Source organism: Hymenobacter sp. (genome assembly GCF_031398885.1).
Taxonomy (GTDB): Bacteria; Bacteroidota; Bacteroidia; order Cytophagales; family Hymenobacteraceae; genus Hymenobacter.
In genome coordinates, this window is the sequence record NZ_JANNOD010000025.1 from 1 (window position 1) to 14,941 (window position 14,941).

Sequence of the window (14,941 nt, forward strand, 5' to 3'; positions counted from 1 at the left end):
TTAAGAATTAAGAATTAAGAATTAAGAATTAAGAATTAAGAATTAAGAATTAAGAATTAAGAATTAAGAATTAAGAATTAAGAATTAAGAATTAAGAATTAAGAATTAAGAATTAAGAATTAAGAATTAAGAATTATACTCTGCTGCGAAAGAACCCGACAATCAGATGTTAGATAATGATTGTTAATTGTTAATTACTAATTGTTAATTCTTAATTGTCAAAGAATGCCCCGTATTGCCCTTTTCCCCGGTTCGTTTGACCCCTTCACCAACGGGCACCTCGACGTGGTGCGGCGCGGGGCGGAGTTGTTCGACCGGGTAATTGTGGCCATTGGCACCAACAGCAGCAAGCAGCGCTACCTGCCCGTGGAGCAGATGGTGGAGCTCATCACCGGCGTGTTTCGGGATGAGCCGCGGGTGTCCGTTGCCCCGTTCAAGGGCCTGACGGCGGAGTTTGCGCGCGAGGTGGGCGCCCGGTATCTGCTGCGCGGCCTGCGCAACAGCCCCGACTTTGAGTACGAAAAACCCATTGCCTACGGCAACCAGCACGTCAACCCCGGATTGGAAACCGTGTTTTTGCTTACCTCGCCCACGCTCGGGGCCATCAGCAGCACCATTATCCGGGACATTCACCGCTACGGCGGCAACGTGGACGCTTTTTTACCCTTCGCGTTTCCGCCCCTCCCCGGCCAAGCAGGGGTGCCGGGTGGCCCCGCGGCTACTGGTTGAGGGCGGTGCCCACCACCCGCAAGCCCAGCAGCCGCGTGGGGTGGCGCTCCTGAAAAACGGGCAGTACCAGGTATTTTGCCGCCCCTATTTGCAGTTGGCCACGGCTCATCAACTCGCTTTCGTTGCTGCCCAGCAGCAGCAGGTCGCTAACCCGGCGCGTGCGGTGGTCGTAGGACGCCACCAGGGCCAGCCCCTGGTGCCGAAACAGGACCATCGAATCCAAGGGGGCGTTGCGCTGCACCAGCGGGGCCACCACTGGGTCAACAAAACCCGCCGGAACGGGCAGGCGCGGCCCCAGCCGTTGGCTGACTTCGTCGATGGACAGGCCGAGCAAACCCGGCACGTCAACTTTTGCCCCGCTTCGCAGCGGGACGGCAACGACAGGCGCAGCGCGGTCCTGCAGGGGCTCGTGGGTGCCCGAGCAGGCCCCCACGAGCCCCCCGCCCACCACGAACAGCACTGCCAGCATAGGTCGCATGACCGTAAGATACTGCTATTTTCCAGCCGCCGGAATTTCCTTCGTCGGCTTGCCGGCCATGGTGGTCAGGTAATGGCGCACCACCAAGGCAATCGAAGCGTAGGAATCCTCCAGCTTGGCCAGCGCTTCTTGGGGCGACATCCAGCGCACCTCTTCAATGTACTCTTCCGTTTGGGGCTTCATCAAGCTGTCGTCCAGGCTTTTCATGAGGTACCAGTCGGTCTTCTTCAGCATCTTGTTGCCCTTGTAGGCGTAGCTGTGCCAGGTGCTGGGCAGCTTTTCACCCAGCTCCAGCTTGATATTGGTTTCTTCCTCTACTTCGCGCAGGGCGCCGGTGGCCGTGTCCTCGTCGCTCTTGAGCTTGCCCTTGGGCAAGTCCCATTTTCCGAGGCGGTAAATCATGAGCACCTGGTCGTCTTTCACCACCAGGCCGCCGCCGGCTTTGGCAATTTTGAACTGGTCTTTGAAGTGCAGAGTGATGAATTTTTTCTTGCGCACGAGCATGGTCAGCGACTTCAGCTTTTTCAGCTTCTTGACTTCCATCAGGCGCAGCAGGCGGTCGACAAACAGCGGGCCGGCGTCGCGCACCAGCACGTCGCCCACCAGGTCCTTCGACGTAAAATCGTCGTCGGGGCTGAGAATCAGGTCGAACTTGTGCTTGTATACCTTTTCGCTGAGCTTCTTGATGACCAGCGGTATATCGTTGATGAAAATATTCATCGGGAGATGCGAATTGAGAAGTTGATGACGAGCAACGGGGGACGCCGAAGCCGGAAAATGAATTGATAATGAAGCCTCAGGCCGCGCCTGCAAGATACGGGGCCGTGCCGGTTTGCCCGCCCGCCGCATCTTTGCGGCATGACGCGCATCGGCCTGCTTTCCGACACCCACGGCTATTTCGACGAGCGAATGGCGCACCACCTGCGCGGCTGCGATGAAATCTGGCATGCCGGCGATTTCGGCGATGCCCGCGTGGTAGACCAGCTGCGGGGCCTGGCGCCGGGCTTTCGGGGCGTGTACGGCAACATCGACGGCACGGACGTGCGCCGGACGCAGCCGCTGGTGCAGGACTTTGTGGTGGAAGGCCTGCGGGTGCTCATCACCCACATCGGCGGCTACCCGGGGCACTACGCGCCCGCGGCCCGGCCCCTGCTGGCGGCCGCCCGGCCGGGGCTGTTCGTCACCGGCCACTCGCACATTTTGCGGGTGATGCCCGACCCCAAGCTGCGGCTGCTCCACCTCAACCCCGGCGCGGCGGGCCGGCACGGATTTCACCAGGTGCGCACGCTGCTCCGGTTTGGGATTGAGGCCGGCAAGGTGGTGGACCTGCAGGCCGTGGAGCTGGGCCAGCGCGGCAGCTGAGTGCGCGGGCAACGGGTTTAAAAATTGCTGCACGACCGCCGGGACGCACCCGCCGCCGCAGGCCGCCGAAACCAACAAGCCCCGCTGCCTGCATCACAGGCAACGGGGCTTGTCACATTTCTGGGCTGGTCGTACTGGCCGGCGGCATGAATTGCCGCGCGCGGCTGGCGGACGAGGGCGCAAGCGCCTTACAGCGCGATTTCGGGCTTGGGGTGTTCGCCTTCCTGGCCGTCTTCGTTCACGGGCTTGGTCACAGCTTCGGCGGCGTCGAACGCGGCGGCGTTGTCGGCCTTCTCGTCGGCATCCGAGCCGGCTACGGCGTCTTTCACCTTCTCCACGGCGTCGCCCAGCACTTCTTTGGCTTTCTCAACGGCGGCAGCGGCGGTGGTTTTCACGGCGGCAACGGCGCCGGCTACCCCAGCGGGGGCGGTGAAGCGCGACTTCAGCTCTTCCAGGTCCACGTTTTTGAGGACGGGCGTGCGGAGCAGCTCCTTGATGATGTGCTGCTTGTTGTTGGCGCGGGCAATGTTCTTGCGGTGCTTGCGCTTGAGGCGGGTAACGGACATGGTGGCCGGAATGGTTAAAGTCTGGGGGCTTACGAAACGGAGGGCAAAAGTAAGGCTTACTTGTTGAAAGTGCAAGCCCGTGAGGCATTTTGCTGAATTCCGGCGTCTTCGGGCAAGCGTCGGACGGACGGGTTCGGGCGCTACTTTTGCCGGGGCCGCCCCGGCGCCCAGGGCCAGGCTGCCAGCGTTTCGATTTCTTCGTTTTCACTCCGCCCGTTGTTCGCCTTCATGACCGCCGAAATCCCCGCCCCGCCCCTTGTTGACCTGCGCTCCGACACCGTGACGCGCCCCACGCCGGCCATGCTGGCGGCCATGTTCGCGGCTCCCGTCGGCGACGACGTGTACGAGGAAGACCCCACCGTGCGCCGCCTGGAAGAAGCCGCCGCCGCCGCCCGGTTCGGGCTCGAAGCCGGCCTGTTTTGCCCCTCCGGCACCATGACCAACCAAATTGCCATCAAGGCGCACACCGAGCCGCTGAGCGAGGTCATCTGCGAGCAGACGGCCCACGTGTACCTCTGGGAAGTGGGCGGCATTGCCTTCCATTCGAGCGCGTCGGTGGCGCTGCTGGCCGGGCACCGGGGCCGCCTCACGGCCGCTCAGGTGGAGGCCGCTATCCGGCCCGAAAACCTCCACTACCCCACCACCCGCCTCGTGTGCCTCGAAAACACCCACAACCGCGGCGGCGGCAGCTGCTACCGCTGGGACGATTTGGTGGCCATCAGCGACGTGGCCCGGCGGCACGGGCTGGCCCGGCACCTCGACGGGGCCCGCATTTTCAACGCCCTGGTGGCCACCGGGCAGCGCAGCGAGGACTACGGGCGGGTCTTCGACTCGATTTCGGTGTGCCTTTCCAAGGGCCTGGGGGCACCGGTGGGCTCGGTGCTGCTCGGCTCGGCCGCGTTCATTCAGAAGTGCAAGCGCATCCGCAAGGTGATGGGCGGGGGCTGGCGGCAGGCCGGCTACCTGGCCGCCGCCGGCTTGTACGCCCTCGACAACCACGTGGACCGCCTGGCCGACGACCACGCCCGCGCCGCCCGCCTGGCCGAGGCCCTGCGCCCGCAGCCCTACGTGGCCGAAGTGCTGACCCCGGACACCAACCTGGTCATCTTCCGGCTGCACGAAAGCCAGCCCGCCGCCGAGTTTCTGGCGGCGCTGGCGCGGCAGGGCGTCCGGGCCAGCAGCTTCGGTCCGCAGTGGATTCGCTTCGTGACCCATCTCGACGTAGACGACGCCATGGTGGCCCGCATCGAAGAAGCTTTGGCGGGGGTAGCGCAAGTCGCGGCGTAGCGCGGGCCGGGCGGGTTGGTGCGCGAACGGCCCGCGGGCGGCCGCGCCAAATCCGCACCCCACCAAATCCGCGCCTGGCCAACCTTACGTAGCAGTACCTCCCGCCCTTCTTTCGTCCTGCTATGAATCTGTTCCTCATCGGCGATGTGCACGGCTGCTTCCACACCTTCAGCGAGCTGCTGACGCACTGGCGGCCGGCTACCGACCACCTCATTCAGGTGGGCGACCTGGTGGACCGCGGCGCCCACGTGCCCGAAACCGTGGAGCTGGCCCGGCAGCTCAGCGCGCAGCACCCCGACTCCGCCACCTTCCTCATGGGCAACCACGAAGACGCCCTGCTGCGTCATTTCGGCCCCGGTGGGCCGTATGCGGGTTGGCTGGAATGGGGCGGCCGCAGCACCTCCAACCAGTACAGGCTCCGGCCGAAGCAGCTGGCGCAGCACCTGCCCTGGCTGGAAAAACGGCCCCTGCTCTGGCAAAACGAGCACGTGCTGGCAAGCCACGCCGGCATCACTGCCTCGCCCCACGCCTTCGACCCCGAAAGCCCCGACGGCCTGCTCTGGGCACGGGGCCCGCTCAAGCGGCTGCCCGGCCAGCTGCAAGTGGTGGGCCACACGCCGATGAACGGCGGCGAACCCGTATTCGACCGCGCGTCCAACACCTGGTACATCGACACGGGCGCGGTGTTTGGCCGCAGCCTGACCGGCGCGCGCCTCTCGCCCACCGGCGCGCTGCTCGATATCGTATTGGTGCCGGTTGACCCGCGGGATTTGTTGAACAGGCCCCGTTTCACTCACCCTTCTCTTCGCTGATTTATGCCCAACCAAGCCGCCATTGACCACCTTTCCGCCGCTGACCCGCTGCTGGGCGGCCTGATTGCGCGGGGCCGCGACATTCATCCGAGCCAGCACGAGGACCTGTACCTGGCGCTGCTACGCGCCATCGTGAGCCAGCAGATTTCGACCAAGGCGGCGGCGGCCATCTGGAAACGGTTTCAGGCGCTGTTTCCACCCGAGGGCTACCCCGAGCCGCGCGCGGTGCTGGCCCTGAGCGAAGATGAGCTGCGCGCCGCCGGCCTTTCGCGCCAAAAGGCGGGCTACCTCAAGGCCATTGCCGAATACAACGAACGCGGCCTGCTCGACTACGAGCACCTTACCAGCCTCTCGGAAGAAGCATTCACCCAGCACCTGACGGCGATAAGGGGCGTGGGCCGGTGGACGGCCCAGATGCTGCAGATATTTGCCCTGGACCAGCCCGACGTATTTTCGGAAGGCGACCTGGGCGTGCAGAACGCCATGCGCCGGCTCTACGGCCTCGAAGAAACCGGCCGGGCCCTGCAAAAGCGCATGGTGCTCATCGCCGAGGCGTGGCGGCCCCACCGCACGCTGGCCTGCAAGTACCTGTGGCAGTCGCTGGACCAGGGCACCCAGGTTCCGCCCACGGTGTAGGTGATGGAGCAACAAGGCGGCGGGCGAGGCTCGTCGCGCGGAGCGCGGCGAAGCATTCCGCGTGAATAGCTAAACCTTGGTTGGTTACTGGCCCGCGCGCGCGGTTTCGTCCCGGACTTGATGCGCCGCGTGCGCCGCATGACGGGCTTGCCCCGTCTTTCCCATCGCAAAAACGTCTTCTTTGATAAAAATTTCGCCGTCCTGGCGCAGGATGGCGAGGTTATCGACGAGGATGCGCAGGTTGTAGGTTTCCTGGTTGAGATAGCGGAGCACGGGGCCGAGCAGGTCGGGCGTGGTGTCGTGCAGGGCCAGCGAGATGTGCGGCAGCCAGCAGTCGGGGCCGCTGAACTTGTCGGTGCGCAGGCACAACGGGGCGGTGGCGGCCAGGATGCGACGGTGCAGGGCGTTGAGAGCATCGGAGCGCAGCACGGGAACGTAGATGACCGGCTGCGCACCCGGAAACACGCCCAGGCCGGTGGTAAAGGCCGGAAACGGCTCGGTGGTGGCCGCGACTTTGGCCACCACGGCTTTGAGCGAGCTGAGCTTTTTCACCCCGGCCAACTGGTAGGTCAGGTGCGGGTCGAGGGTGGCCTGCACGTCGTCGAGGCCAAATTTTTCCTCCAGCTTTTTGATGACGGCGTTGATGCGCAGCGCGTGGGGCGCGCTCAGCAGCGAAGTAATGGCGAGCATGGGGCGGATACGTTCGTTGAATGCGTGGGGCTTCGCAGCGGCTCGGTGACTCAACTTCCCGACCGCGCAAATGTTGGCGGCTGGAGTGCCCCAGCCGTCGCCGGCGGGCCGCAGGGCAGATGGCAAATGCGGCCTTACCGCCGGCCGGCCATCTGCTGGTTGAACTGCTCGCTCTGCCCGCGCGGTATGCTCAAGAACCTAAAATCTTCGCCTCGAATACTCTTGGCAAGCTGCACCAACTGGCCGACGTGGTAGGCGTAATGGGCCACCTGCCGCTGCACGGCGGCCAGCACCGCATGCTCCTCGCCCCGAATGGCGACCGTGCGCAACAAGTCATCGGGCGTGAGCTCATCGAGCAAGTCAAACAGGACACGCCACGCCGCTTCCCACTCCCGCCGGAGCGCAGGCACGGCAGCGGCGGACGTCGGCTCGTCGAACTCGGCATCGCGCCGCCGGGTAAGCGCACCGGCCGCTGTAGGCCGAGCGGGCGTATCTTCCGGCGGTATTGGCTGAACCCTGCCAGGGGTTGCGGCAAACATTGCCGAAGCAATAGGCCTTACTCTGCTGCCGCCGAGCCGGTGGCCCCACGCTTTCCTTGCCCATGGTAATTCTCCTGTTCTTCGCCGCGCACTGGTACCTGTCGCTGTTCACCCAAACGTTTTTCCAGCACCGTTACGCGGCCCACCGCATGTTCACGATGGCACCCCTGACCGAGCGGCTGTTCTTCCTCCTGACCTATGCCACGCAGGGCAGCAGCTTCATGTCGCCGCGGGCCTACGCGCTGCTGCATCGCATGCACCACGCCTACTCCGACACGCCCCAGGACCCGCACTCGCCCCACAACAGCACCAACGCTTTCACCATGATGTGGAAGACCCGCAGCATCTACCAGGACTGCGTGAAGGGCACTTCGGTGGCCGCCCAGCGCTTCGCGGGCGACTACCCGGTCTGGAATTCGCTTGAAGACTTCGGCAACAAGTGGTACTCCCGAGTGGGCTGGGGCGCGGTGTACGTGCTGTTCTACGTCAACTTCGCCACGGCGTGGTGGCAGTATTTGCTGCTGCCCGTTCACCTGAGCATGGGCGCGGTGCACGGCGCTATCGTGAACTGGGCCGGCCACAAGTACGGCTACCAGAACTTCGACAACCACGACCAGAGCCGCAATTCCCTGTTTTTTGACTTCCTCACCGGCGGCGAGTTGTTCCAGAACAACCACCACAAGCTGCCCAGCCGCGTCAACTTCGGCGTGAAGAAGTGGGAGCTGGACCCCTCCTACCCCGTCATCTGGGCGCTGGACAGGCTGGGCGTCATCCAACTGCGCCTCGTGAAGGTGGCCGCCCAGGAAACGGCCGCCGCCCAGGCCGCGGCAGCAGCGTAGCGGCCCCACAGCTACAACTGACAAACGAAGAAGGCCCCTTCCAGACGGAAGGGGCCTTCTTCGTTTAACTTCAAACGGACGCTATTGGAAGCTAACCCGGTTGATGCTGTATTCACTAATTGGCTGAGTGGGTGCGGGCATCCGCATGCCAAATAAGACGTCGAGGTTGGCGTAGAGCACGTAGCTGGCGCCATCGCGCCGGGCCAGGGTGGTCGGAAACTGCGCCGCCGTGGTGAACGAGCCCGCCAGCGTGGCCGCCCCGAAGGCGTTGGTCGTGGCCAGGCGGAACACCCGGGCCTGGGCGTTGCTCACAACTTGCAGGGTGTTGTTGTCTTGCAGCAGCAGGCCATCGGCGGCCGTCAGGTTCTGGGTGGTGGCCACGGTGGTGAAGGTGGCGGGGGCGGCGAGCGGAATCTTGAACAGCTTGCCCTCGTCGGATTTAACGGCCAGTAGGTAGCCGTCCGGGTGAAACACGATGCCGTTGAGCCCAAACGCACCGGCCGGGGCCGCAAATTGCGGGCTTTCCACGAAAACCGAAGCCGCGTTTGTGGTGGCATCGACTTTGTAGATGATGCCCGAGAAGCTGTCCGTCACGTAGGCGTTGCCGCTGTTGTCCACGGCCACGTCGTTGGCGAAGTGGTTGGCGTTGGGGCGCAGGGTACCCAGCTCCACTATTGTGGGGGCCGCCGAGGCGTTGGCGTTGTTGTAGATGGCCAGCCGGGCCAGCTTGTTCAGGGTAGTCATGGAGGTGCGCTGCTGGTTGGCGCCGGGGTCCGACACGGCCACGAGCACGCGGTTGCGCCCTTGGGCGTTGTCCAGGTACAGGCCAATGGCCGACACCAGGCCGGTGGTGTTGGTAAAGGCGGGGCTGTAGGTGCCGTCGTCATCCACCTGGCCCACTTGGCCAGTGGTGAGCGAGGTCACCAGGAAGCGGCTGTTGGGGGCATCGTACTGCACGCCCTCGGGGTACAGGCCGGCTTGCGTAAAGATGACGACGGCCGGCGCCGCGGGCGCGGCCGGCGAGTCGTCGTCGTCGGAGCAGGACGAAAGCAGGGCCAGGCCCAGCAGGGCCACCGGGGTCAGGCGCCGGACGGCGGCGGATGAGGTATTGAAGGGGAAAATGGACATGGGTAAATAAAATGGTGAATAAGAACGAAGACGGGAGAATTCGTGTACAAACACGGATTATACAACAAGTACCGTCGTTTGGTTATGATATCGCGCCGCAACCTTTTTTGACCGGCGGGCCCAACCGGGCGCCGTACCTTTGCCCTGCTATACTGCTGACCCGATGATTTCTATTTCCGACCTCGACTTCCACTTTGGCTCCCGCACGCTGTACGACAACGCCAGCCTGCACATCAAGCCCAAGGACAAAATCGGCCTCATCGGCCTCAACGGCACCGGCAAGTCCACGCTGCTGCGCCTGCTGGTGGGCGAGTACAAGGCCGACGGCGGCTCAATTTCAATGGCCAAGGACGTGAGCCTGGGCTTCCTGAACCAGGACCTGCTGAGCTACGACACCCACGAGAGCATCCTGCACGTGGCCATGCAAGCGTTCGAGGAAGCGCTGGAATTGCAGCACAAAATCGACGACATCCTGGTGTTGTTCGAAACCGACTACTCCGACGACCTGGTGGACCGGCTGGCCGCCATGCAGGAGCGGTTTGAAGCGCTGGGCGGCTACACCATGCAGTCGCGCGCCGAGGAGATTCTGGAGGGCCTGGGCTTTAGCACCGATGAACTGGCCAAGCCGCTGAAGACCTTCTCGGGCGGTTGGCGGATGCGCGTGATGCTGGCCAAAATCCTGCTCCAGCAGCCGTCGCTGCTGCTGCTCGACGAGCCCACCAACCACCTGGACCTGCCCAGCATCAAGTGGATAGAAAATTATTTGGCTGATTACGAAGGCGCGGTCATCATCGTGAGCCACGACCGCGAATTCCTCGACCGCACCACCACCACCACCGTGGAGGTGACCGGCGGCAAGCTGGTGCCCTACGCCGGCAACTATTCCTACTACCTCGAAGAAAAGGAGGAGCGCAACCTCATTCAGAAGGGCGCTTTCGAGAACCAGCAGTCGCAGATTCGGGCCGCCGAGCGGTTCATTGAGCGCTTCAAGGCCAAGGCCAGCAAGGCCAAGCAGGCCCAGAGCCGCGTGAAGGCGCTCGACAAGCTGGAGCGCATCGAGGACGTGGCCAGCGACGCGGCCAAGATTAACATGAAGTTTCAGTTTAAGGTGGAGCCCGGCCGGCACATCCTGCGCATGGAGCACGTGATGAAGAAGTACGACCAGAAGCTGATTTTCCGCGACACCCACGTGCACATCGAGCGGGGCGACAAAATCGCCCTCATCGGCGCCAACGGCAAGGGCAAGTCGACGCTCATGCGCCTGGTGGCCGGCACCGAAGCCCCCACAGATGGCAAGCACCAGCTCGGCCACAACGTCATCATGTCGTTCTACGCCCAGCACCAGTTGGAGTCGCTGACGATGGACAACGAAATCATCCAGGAGATGCTGGAGGCCGGCTCGAAGCGCAGCGAAATGGAGCTGCGCTCGGTGCTGGGCTCGTTCCTGTTCACGGGCGAGGAGGTATTCAAGAAAATCAAGGTGCTGAGCGGCGGCGAGAAGAGCCGCGTGGCCCTGGCCAAGACCCTGATTTCGGAAGCCAACTTCCTGCTGCTTGACGAACCGACCAACCACCTCGACATGGTGTCGGTCAACATCCTCATTCAGGCCCTGGAGCAGTACCAGGGCACGTTCATCGTCATCAGCCACGACCGATTTTTCGTGGAGAACGTGGCCACCAAAATCTGGTACATCGAGGATTTCCAGCTCAAAGAATACCCCGGCACCTACGCCGAGTACGAGCAGTGGCAGGACGACCGGGAGAAGGCCACCAAGAAAGCCGGCCTGCCCAGCCCCTCGGCCGCGAAGCCCATGCCCAAGGTGGAAACGCCCAAGCCGAGCAGCAACGGCAATAGCAACGGTGCCAAAAAGTCGTCCAAAGAACTACAGGAAGTCGAAGCCCGCATCATGCAGCTCGAGAAAGAGCTGGCCGTGTACGAGGCCCAGCTAGCCGACGCCGGCACCTACTCCAACGCCGCGAAGCTGAAAGACGCGACCGTAAAATTCGACGTCGTGAAGAAGGAATTAGACGTGCTGAACCGGCGATGGGAAGAGCTGGTGTAGTTATCCTAATCCACTTCTCTCCTTTGCATGACTGCTTAAGAGGCTTTTTGGTTAATACTACAAACCCAATGGCTAAGGGCTTGGTGATGTAGCGGCATTCTGTATTCCGACAATCTAGACTATTTCTGAAAAACACTAACTAATACAGTAATAAATATTTTTAAATCATTTTTTCAGCTAAGCAAGCAGGTGGATAATAGACCGGGAGTTGAGGATTTATTCACCGGTCGCCATTTTATCAGCTCAATATTAGAGGTCGTCAGATTATTGAGCAGGCTTTGTACGAATCAATGTTTACTCGTATTTAATTCTACTTGCTTGAGTAAATCATCCAAATTATTACGTTGGAAAAGTTTTCCATTTACAATTACAGCATTAATCTTTTTTGTATTGCTGATGTTTTCAAGTGGATTTGCATCCAATAACACCAAATCTGCCAGCTTTCCTTTCTCGACTGACCCAAGTTCTTTTTCTTTATTTAAGAACTTTGCAGGGTTGATGGTTGCTGTTTGTAACGCCTCTGAAGGTAACAAACCTGCTTTTACCATCAGCTCAAGTTCGTCATGCAGACTAAAGCCAGGAAATAAAAAAGGATTTGCTACATCAGTGCCAGCAAGCATCTTTACTCCTGCCCGTTGCATAGCGGCGACTATCCTCAAAGATTGCTGAAACAACAAAGCCCTTTGGGTACTGTCACCAATTATCCGAGAGGGTAATTGCTTTTTCCAGTTTTCAATGATGGATGAAGGCATATACTTCAAACGATAGTCCTTTAATAGTTGGCTTACATCTTTCTCGTAGGATACAACCTGCAAATTTCGCAATGTTGCGCACTGCCAGGTCTGATTACGAATAAAAGTAGCGAACAAAGCGCGTGCCTTTTCCTCGTTATAAAATTGGCTAGCTTTAAAATTTTCCTGATTTCTTTTGATGGAGCTATACGCTGGAGACAGTGCAGGGTCAATAATTTCTAGCTCCTTTCTGATTTCTGTTTCATTATCCGCAACAGAAATAAGGATATCGGATAAGTGCTCTACGCTGCTCTGCCCTAAATTTGAAGCCTCGGTAGCAGTGGACGAAAAAGGTACGTGACCAGCAAAATCAATGCGCTGTTTTTTTGCTTCATCCACGATAGCTAAGTATATCTCTCTGTTTAGCAGATTGTAAACTTTTATGAAATTTACTCCTTTGGTTTTATACGAACGCACAATACTTCGGGCGTTTTCGGAATCAGAGGGATAAGCGAAAAGAAGCGTGTCCCGGCGGCCGGGGGGGCCGTCTAAAATCTTTCCGGTTACTGCCCCAAATCGTGGCCCTGGTAGTTTTGATGCACTGATAGCGGAACGCAGTTCATTAATATCTTCCAGGCTCATATCCGAGGCCATGTCACGGATACCAGTCACACCATTGGCAATGAAAAGCGCACAGAAGTACTCTGCTCTGCCTGGACGCAAACTGTGCGTGTGCATATCCCAAAGGCCGGGCATTAAGTATTTTCCTTGCCCGTCAATAATGACAGCCTGACTTGGAGGTTTAGCAGCACGACCGACAGCAACGATTCTGTTACCCTTGATAACTACCGTTTGTCCGGCTGCTACTTTATTGTTTACTGCATCTATAATGGCAATGTTCTTTATCGCCAGAAATTCATTCTGTGCAGAACTAATAAATGGAGCGAAAAGAAACAAGAAAAAGAAAGCGTAATTTTTCATATAATTGAAATTTGAGTGAAGAAAGTTGATGACCACTAACGGATTGCTGATGTACCAGCATTAGCGTACCGCCAGTCTGAGTTTGTTAAAATAATTAAATATAAAAAATTATTTTAGTGCTTACGCATCAGCCAGTACATTGAAAAATTCATGTTGTGGAAAGCTTTCTTAGCATAATTTATCACAACACCCGAGTTGCCTGAATCATTATATCTGGTGGAAAAGTCAAACCCATTTTTTTTGCAGCACTTAAATTTAGTGTCAAATAATATTTTTCAGGACGTTTAATAGGTAAATCACCTGGCTTTGCCCCATTTAGAATTTGCATTACATAATGAGCGGCTTCTCGAAATTGTTGTAGTAAATCTGGTGCCCAGCTCATGAGTCCACCCGCTTCCGCAAATAAAGTCGCTTGGTATATTGCAGGTATCTGTTTTTGCGCAGCAAAATCTGCAATCAACTTGCGGTTGACAACAGAAAGGCCGCCCTGAAAGCATAAGAGGCCATTCATCTTTTCATCGGATATAGTTTGTAGCGCCAATTCTAATTGCGCCAATGAATTAGCACGGTATGGTTTCACTTCTATTCCAAGCTCAGCAGCAGTTGTTGTTGCTTCAGAAAGCTGTGTCTCATGGCCACCTTTACCGGGGGTAGTTGAAAGAAGGGCCACGCGGGTTACAGCAGGAACTGTTTTTTTTAGCAGCTGGAGGCGCTTCGAAGTAACACCAGGAGGAAGTTCATCCATACCTGTGTAGATACCACCCGGTCGTTCAAGGCTCTCAGCAAATCCATTACTTACCATACCGGGACAAGTACCAATTACCATTGGCATGTCAGGATTAGCCTTTCGTACTTCAAGTGCTAGTGGAAGCGAAGTAACAACGATAAGAGTTAAGTCTAATTTTAAAAGTTCAGTCGCCATAATACTGTTGTCAATAGTATTGGGGCGGATGAATCTTTTTTCGATAATGATATTTTTGCCCTCTCTAAAACCAAGATTGTATAGCTCTTGCGTAAACGCTGTAGCAATTTCCGGAAAACCAGCACTGGATAAGTACCCGACACGATGCATTTTTGAGGATTGAAAATATCTATTGCAGGATGAAATGAACGGTGCTGCGCAAATTAGAATAGCGAGTTTTTTTATAACCCTTCGTCTGCATTTTAATTCGTAGTTGCGCTCTGTTGAGTTAATTAGCATATAATGAGTTGTGAAAGAGTTGTGGAAAAATTAATTTAATTAGAAATCCAGGGCAACTACAGCTAACGTCCGCATTGCCGATACTCGCATGTTGCAGCAATGTCTGCTCAGTGCGCAATATTTCTGCGGTTATCGAGTCAGATTAGGCTGCTTGCCGCAACTGATATGTTATAAATACAGGCTAAGGGGAGAAGCCGGACGGGTGCGCTGGGCAACGTGCGTGTAGATTTCGGCGGTTTTGATGCTGCTGTGGCAGCGCAAATTCTGAACGACGCGAATATGTAATATTTTTTCATCGCCTTGTTTCCACGGTAATCAATCCGGCAGCCCTCGGCGCCCACCAACCATAGAATCATGCCCTCCCCGGGGACAGACCACCGCCAACACTTTATTCGGGCCTGCTTTGCATTCGCGGCTTTCAGGGCGCCGCGGGCAGGTCCATGTTGTGCATCACGGCGATGAGCCAGACGTCGTTGTTCTTGGTCATGACAAAATTCAGCAGGCCTTTTCGGGGCGGCATCTCCTGGCCTTCCGGGCTTTTGGCGCCGGTCATTTCCCACCAGGCGTCCACGCCGGCTACGTCCGGCTTGATGAACCGGACGGTGCTCCGCGCAATGTTCTGATGGGTGTCCTTGAACCGGGTGGCGAACAGCGGAGCATACAGCTTCTCCACTTCGCTGCGTCCGTGGGCGCTCACGCCCCGCACGTTGGTAAAATCCGCCTCCTCGGCGAATACCCCGGCAAAGGCTTTGGCGTCGTGCTTGTTCCAGGCATCCAGAAAATCAGTCAGCACTTTTTCGATACGGGCTTCCTCTTTGGCGTTGCGGCGCTCAGGGATTTGGCCGCTTACGGGCACCGAAGCCAGCAGGAGCAGGAACGCGGTTAGAAAATTTTTCATCG

16 protein-coding genes are annotated in these 14,941 nt (G+C 58.4%); 7 read left to right on the forward strand and 9 right to left on the reverse strand.

Annotated elements, in window-relative coordinates:
- Positions 1–225: 225 nt before the first annotated feature.
- Positions 226–729 carry a pantetheine-phosphate adenylyltransferase gene (gene coaD / locus RMO51_RS03645; protein WP_310392091.1) on the forward strand — a complete coding sequence of 168 codons (504 nt, stop codon included), beginning with the start codon at positions 226–228 and terminating at the stop codon, positions 727–729.
- Here coaD and RMO51_RS03650 read toward each other — a convergent pair.
- Together RMO51_RS03650 and RMO51_RS03655 are read right to left on the reverse strand one after the other, a co-directional pair.
- Positions 719–1,207 (reverse strand): hypothetical protein, encoded by a 489-nt coding sequence (locus RMO51_RS03650; protein ID WP_310392092.1) that lies wholly within the window; start codon positions 1,205–1,207, stop codon positions 719–721. The two genes, coaD and RMO51_RS03650, sit on opposite strands and share 11 nt — an antisense overlap.
- A 15-nt stretch (positions 1,208–1,222) precedes the next feature.
- Positions 1,223–1,927, reverse strand: coding sequence for an NUDIX domain-containing protein (locus RMO51_RS03655; RefSeq protein ID WP_310392094.1), 705 nt, complete (start codon positions 1,925–1,927; stop codon positions 1,223–1,225).
- 138 nt (positions 1,928–2,065) lie between these two features.
- Between RMO51_RS03655 and RMO51_RS03660 the strand changes: the two genes are divergently transcribed.
- Positions 2,066–2,569, forward strand: a complete 504-nt coding sequence (locus RMO51_RS03660; RefSeq protein WP_310392096.1) for a metallophosphoesterase family protein — start codon at positions 2,066–2,068, stop codon at positions 2,567–2,569.
- A gap of 188 nt (positions 2,570–2,757) precedes the next feature.
- Here the strand turns inward: RMO51_RS03660 and RMO51_RS03665 are convergent, their stop codons facing one another.
- Positions 2,758–3,135, reverse strand: a complete 378-nt coding sequence (locus tag RMO51_RS03665; protein ID WP_310392097.1) for a hypothetical protein — start codon at positions 3,133–3,135, stop codon at positions 2,758–2,760.
- 228 nt (positions 3,136–3,363) lie between these two features.
- On the opposite strand from RMO51_RS03665, the gene RMO51_RS03670 reads away from it, so the two are divergent.
- The 3 genes from RMO51_RS03670 (at position 3,364) to RMO51_RS03680 (ending at position 5,870) form a co-directional block, all read left to right on the forward strand.
- Positions 3,364–4,422: a GntG family PLP-dependent aldolase gene (locus tag RMO51_RS03670; RefSeq protein WP_310392099.1), complete on the forward strand. Its 1,059-nt coding sequence runs from the start codon at positions 3,364–3,366 to the stop codon at positions 4,420–4,422.
- Positions 4,423–4,544: 122 nt separating this feature from the next.
- A complete protein-coding gene (locus RMO51_RS03675) occupies positions 4,545–5,234 on the forward strand; it encodes a metallophosphoesterase family protein (protein ID WP_310392101.1) in 690 nt (229 codons plus the stop codon).
- Positions 5,235–5,237: 3 nt separating this feature from the next.
- Positions 5,238–5,870, forward strand: a complete 633-nt coding sequence (locus tag RMO51_RS03680) for a DNA-3-methyladenine glycosylase 2 family protein (protein WP_310392103.1) — start codon at positions 5,238–5,240, stop codon at positions 5,868–5,870.
- Positions 5,871–5,954: 84 nt separating this feature from the next.
- Here the strand turns inward: RMO51_RS03680 and RMO51_RS03685 are convergent, their stop codons facing one another.
- Positions 5,955–6,560, reverse strand: coding sequence for a 2'-5' RNA ligase family protein (locus RMO51_RS03685; protein WP_310392105.1), 606 nt, complete (start codon positions 6,558–6,560; stop codon positions 5,955–5,957).
- A gap of 134 nt (positions 6,561–6,694) precedes the next feature.
- Complete coding sequence (locus RMO51_RS03690) at positions 6,695–7,099, reverse strand: DUF1572 family protein (protein WP_310392106.1); 405 nt, start codon at positions 7,097–7,099, stop codon at positions 6,695–6,697.
- A 62-nt stretch (positions 7,100–7,161) separates the two neighbouring features.
- On the opposite strand from RMO51_RS03690, the gene RMO51_RS03695 reads away from it, so the two are divergent.
- On the forward strand, positions 7,162–7,938 hold the full coding sequence (locus tag RMO51_RS03695; protein WP_310392107.1) for an acyl-CoA desaturase: 777 nt from the start codon (positions 7,162–7,164) through the stop codon (positions 7,936–7,938).
- 81 nt (positions 7,939–8,019) lie between these two features.
- Here the strand turns inward: RMO51_RS03695 and RMO51_RS03700 are convergent, their stop codons facing one another.
- On the reverse strand, positions 8,020–9,066 hold the full coding sequence (locus RMO51_RS03700; RefSeq protein WP_310392109.1) for a hypothetical protein: 1,047 nt from the start codon (positions 9,064–9,066) through the stop codon (positions 8,020–8,022).
- A gap of 163 nt (positions 9,067–9,229) precedes the next feature.
- Between RMO51_RS03700 and abc-f the strand changes: the two genes are divergently transcribed.
- Positions 9,230–11,128, forward strand: a complete 1,899-nt coding sequence (gene abc-f, locus RMO51_RS03705) for a ribosomal protection-like ABC-F family protein (protein WP_310392110.1) — start codon at positions 9,230–9,232, stop codon at positions 11,126–11,128.
- 287 nt (positions 11,129–11,415) lie between these two features.
- Here the strand turns inward: abc-f and RMO51_RS03710 are convergent, their stop codons facing one another.
- The 3 genes from RMO51_RS03710 to RMO51_RS03720 all read right to left on the reverse strand — a co-directional run bounded on the left by RMO51_RS03710 (position 11,416) and on the right by RMO51_RS03720 (position 14,939).
- Positions 11,416–12,840, reverse strand: coding sequence for an amidohydrolase family protein (locus tag RMO51_RS03710; RefSeq protein WP_310392112.1), 1,425 nt, complete (start codon positions 12,838–12,840; stop codon positions 11,416–11,418).
- A gap of 181 nt (positions 12,841–13,021) precedes the next feature.
- Complete coding sequence (locus tag RMO51_RS03715; protein ID WP_310392114.1) at positions 13,022–14,041, reverse strand: ABC transporter substrate-binding protein; 1,020 nt, start codon at positions 14,039–14,041, stop codon at positions 13,022–13,024.
- Between the two features lie 418 nt (positions 14,042–14,459).
- Positions 14,460–14,939, reverse strand: a complete 480-nt coding sequence (locus RMO51_RS03720; RefSeq protein WP_310392116.1) for an SgcJ/EcaC family oxidoreductase — start codon at positions 14,937–14,939, stop codon at positions 14,460–14,462.
- Between the last annotated feature and the right edge of the window lie 2 nt (positions 14,940–14,941).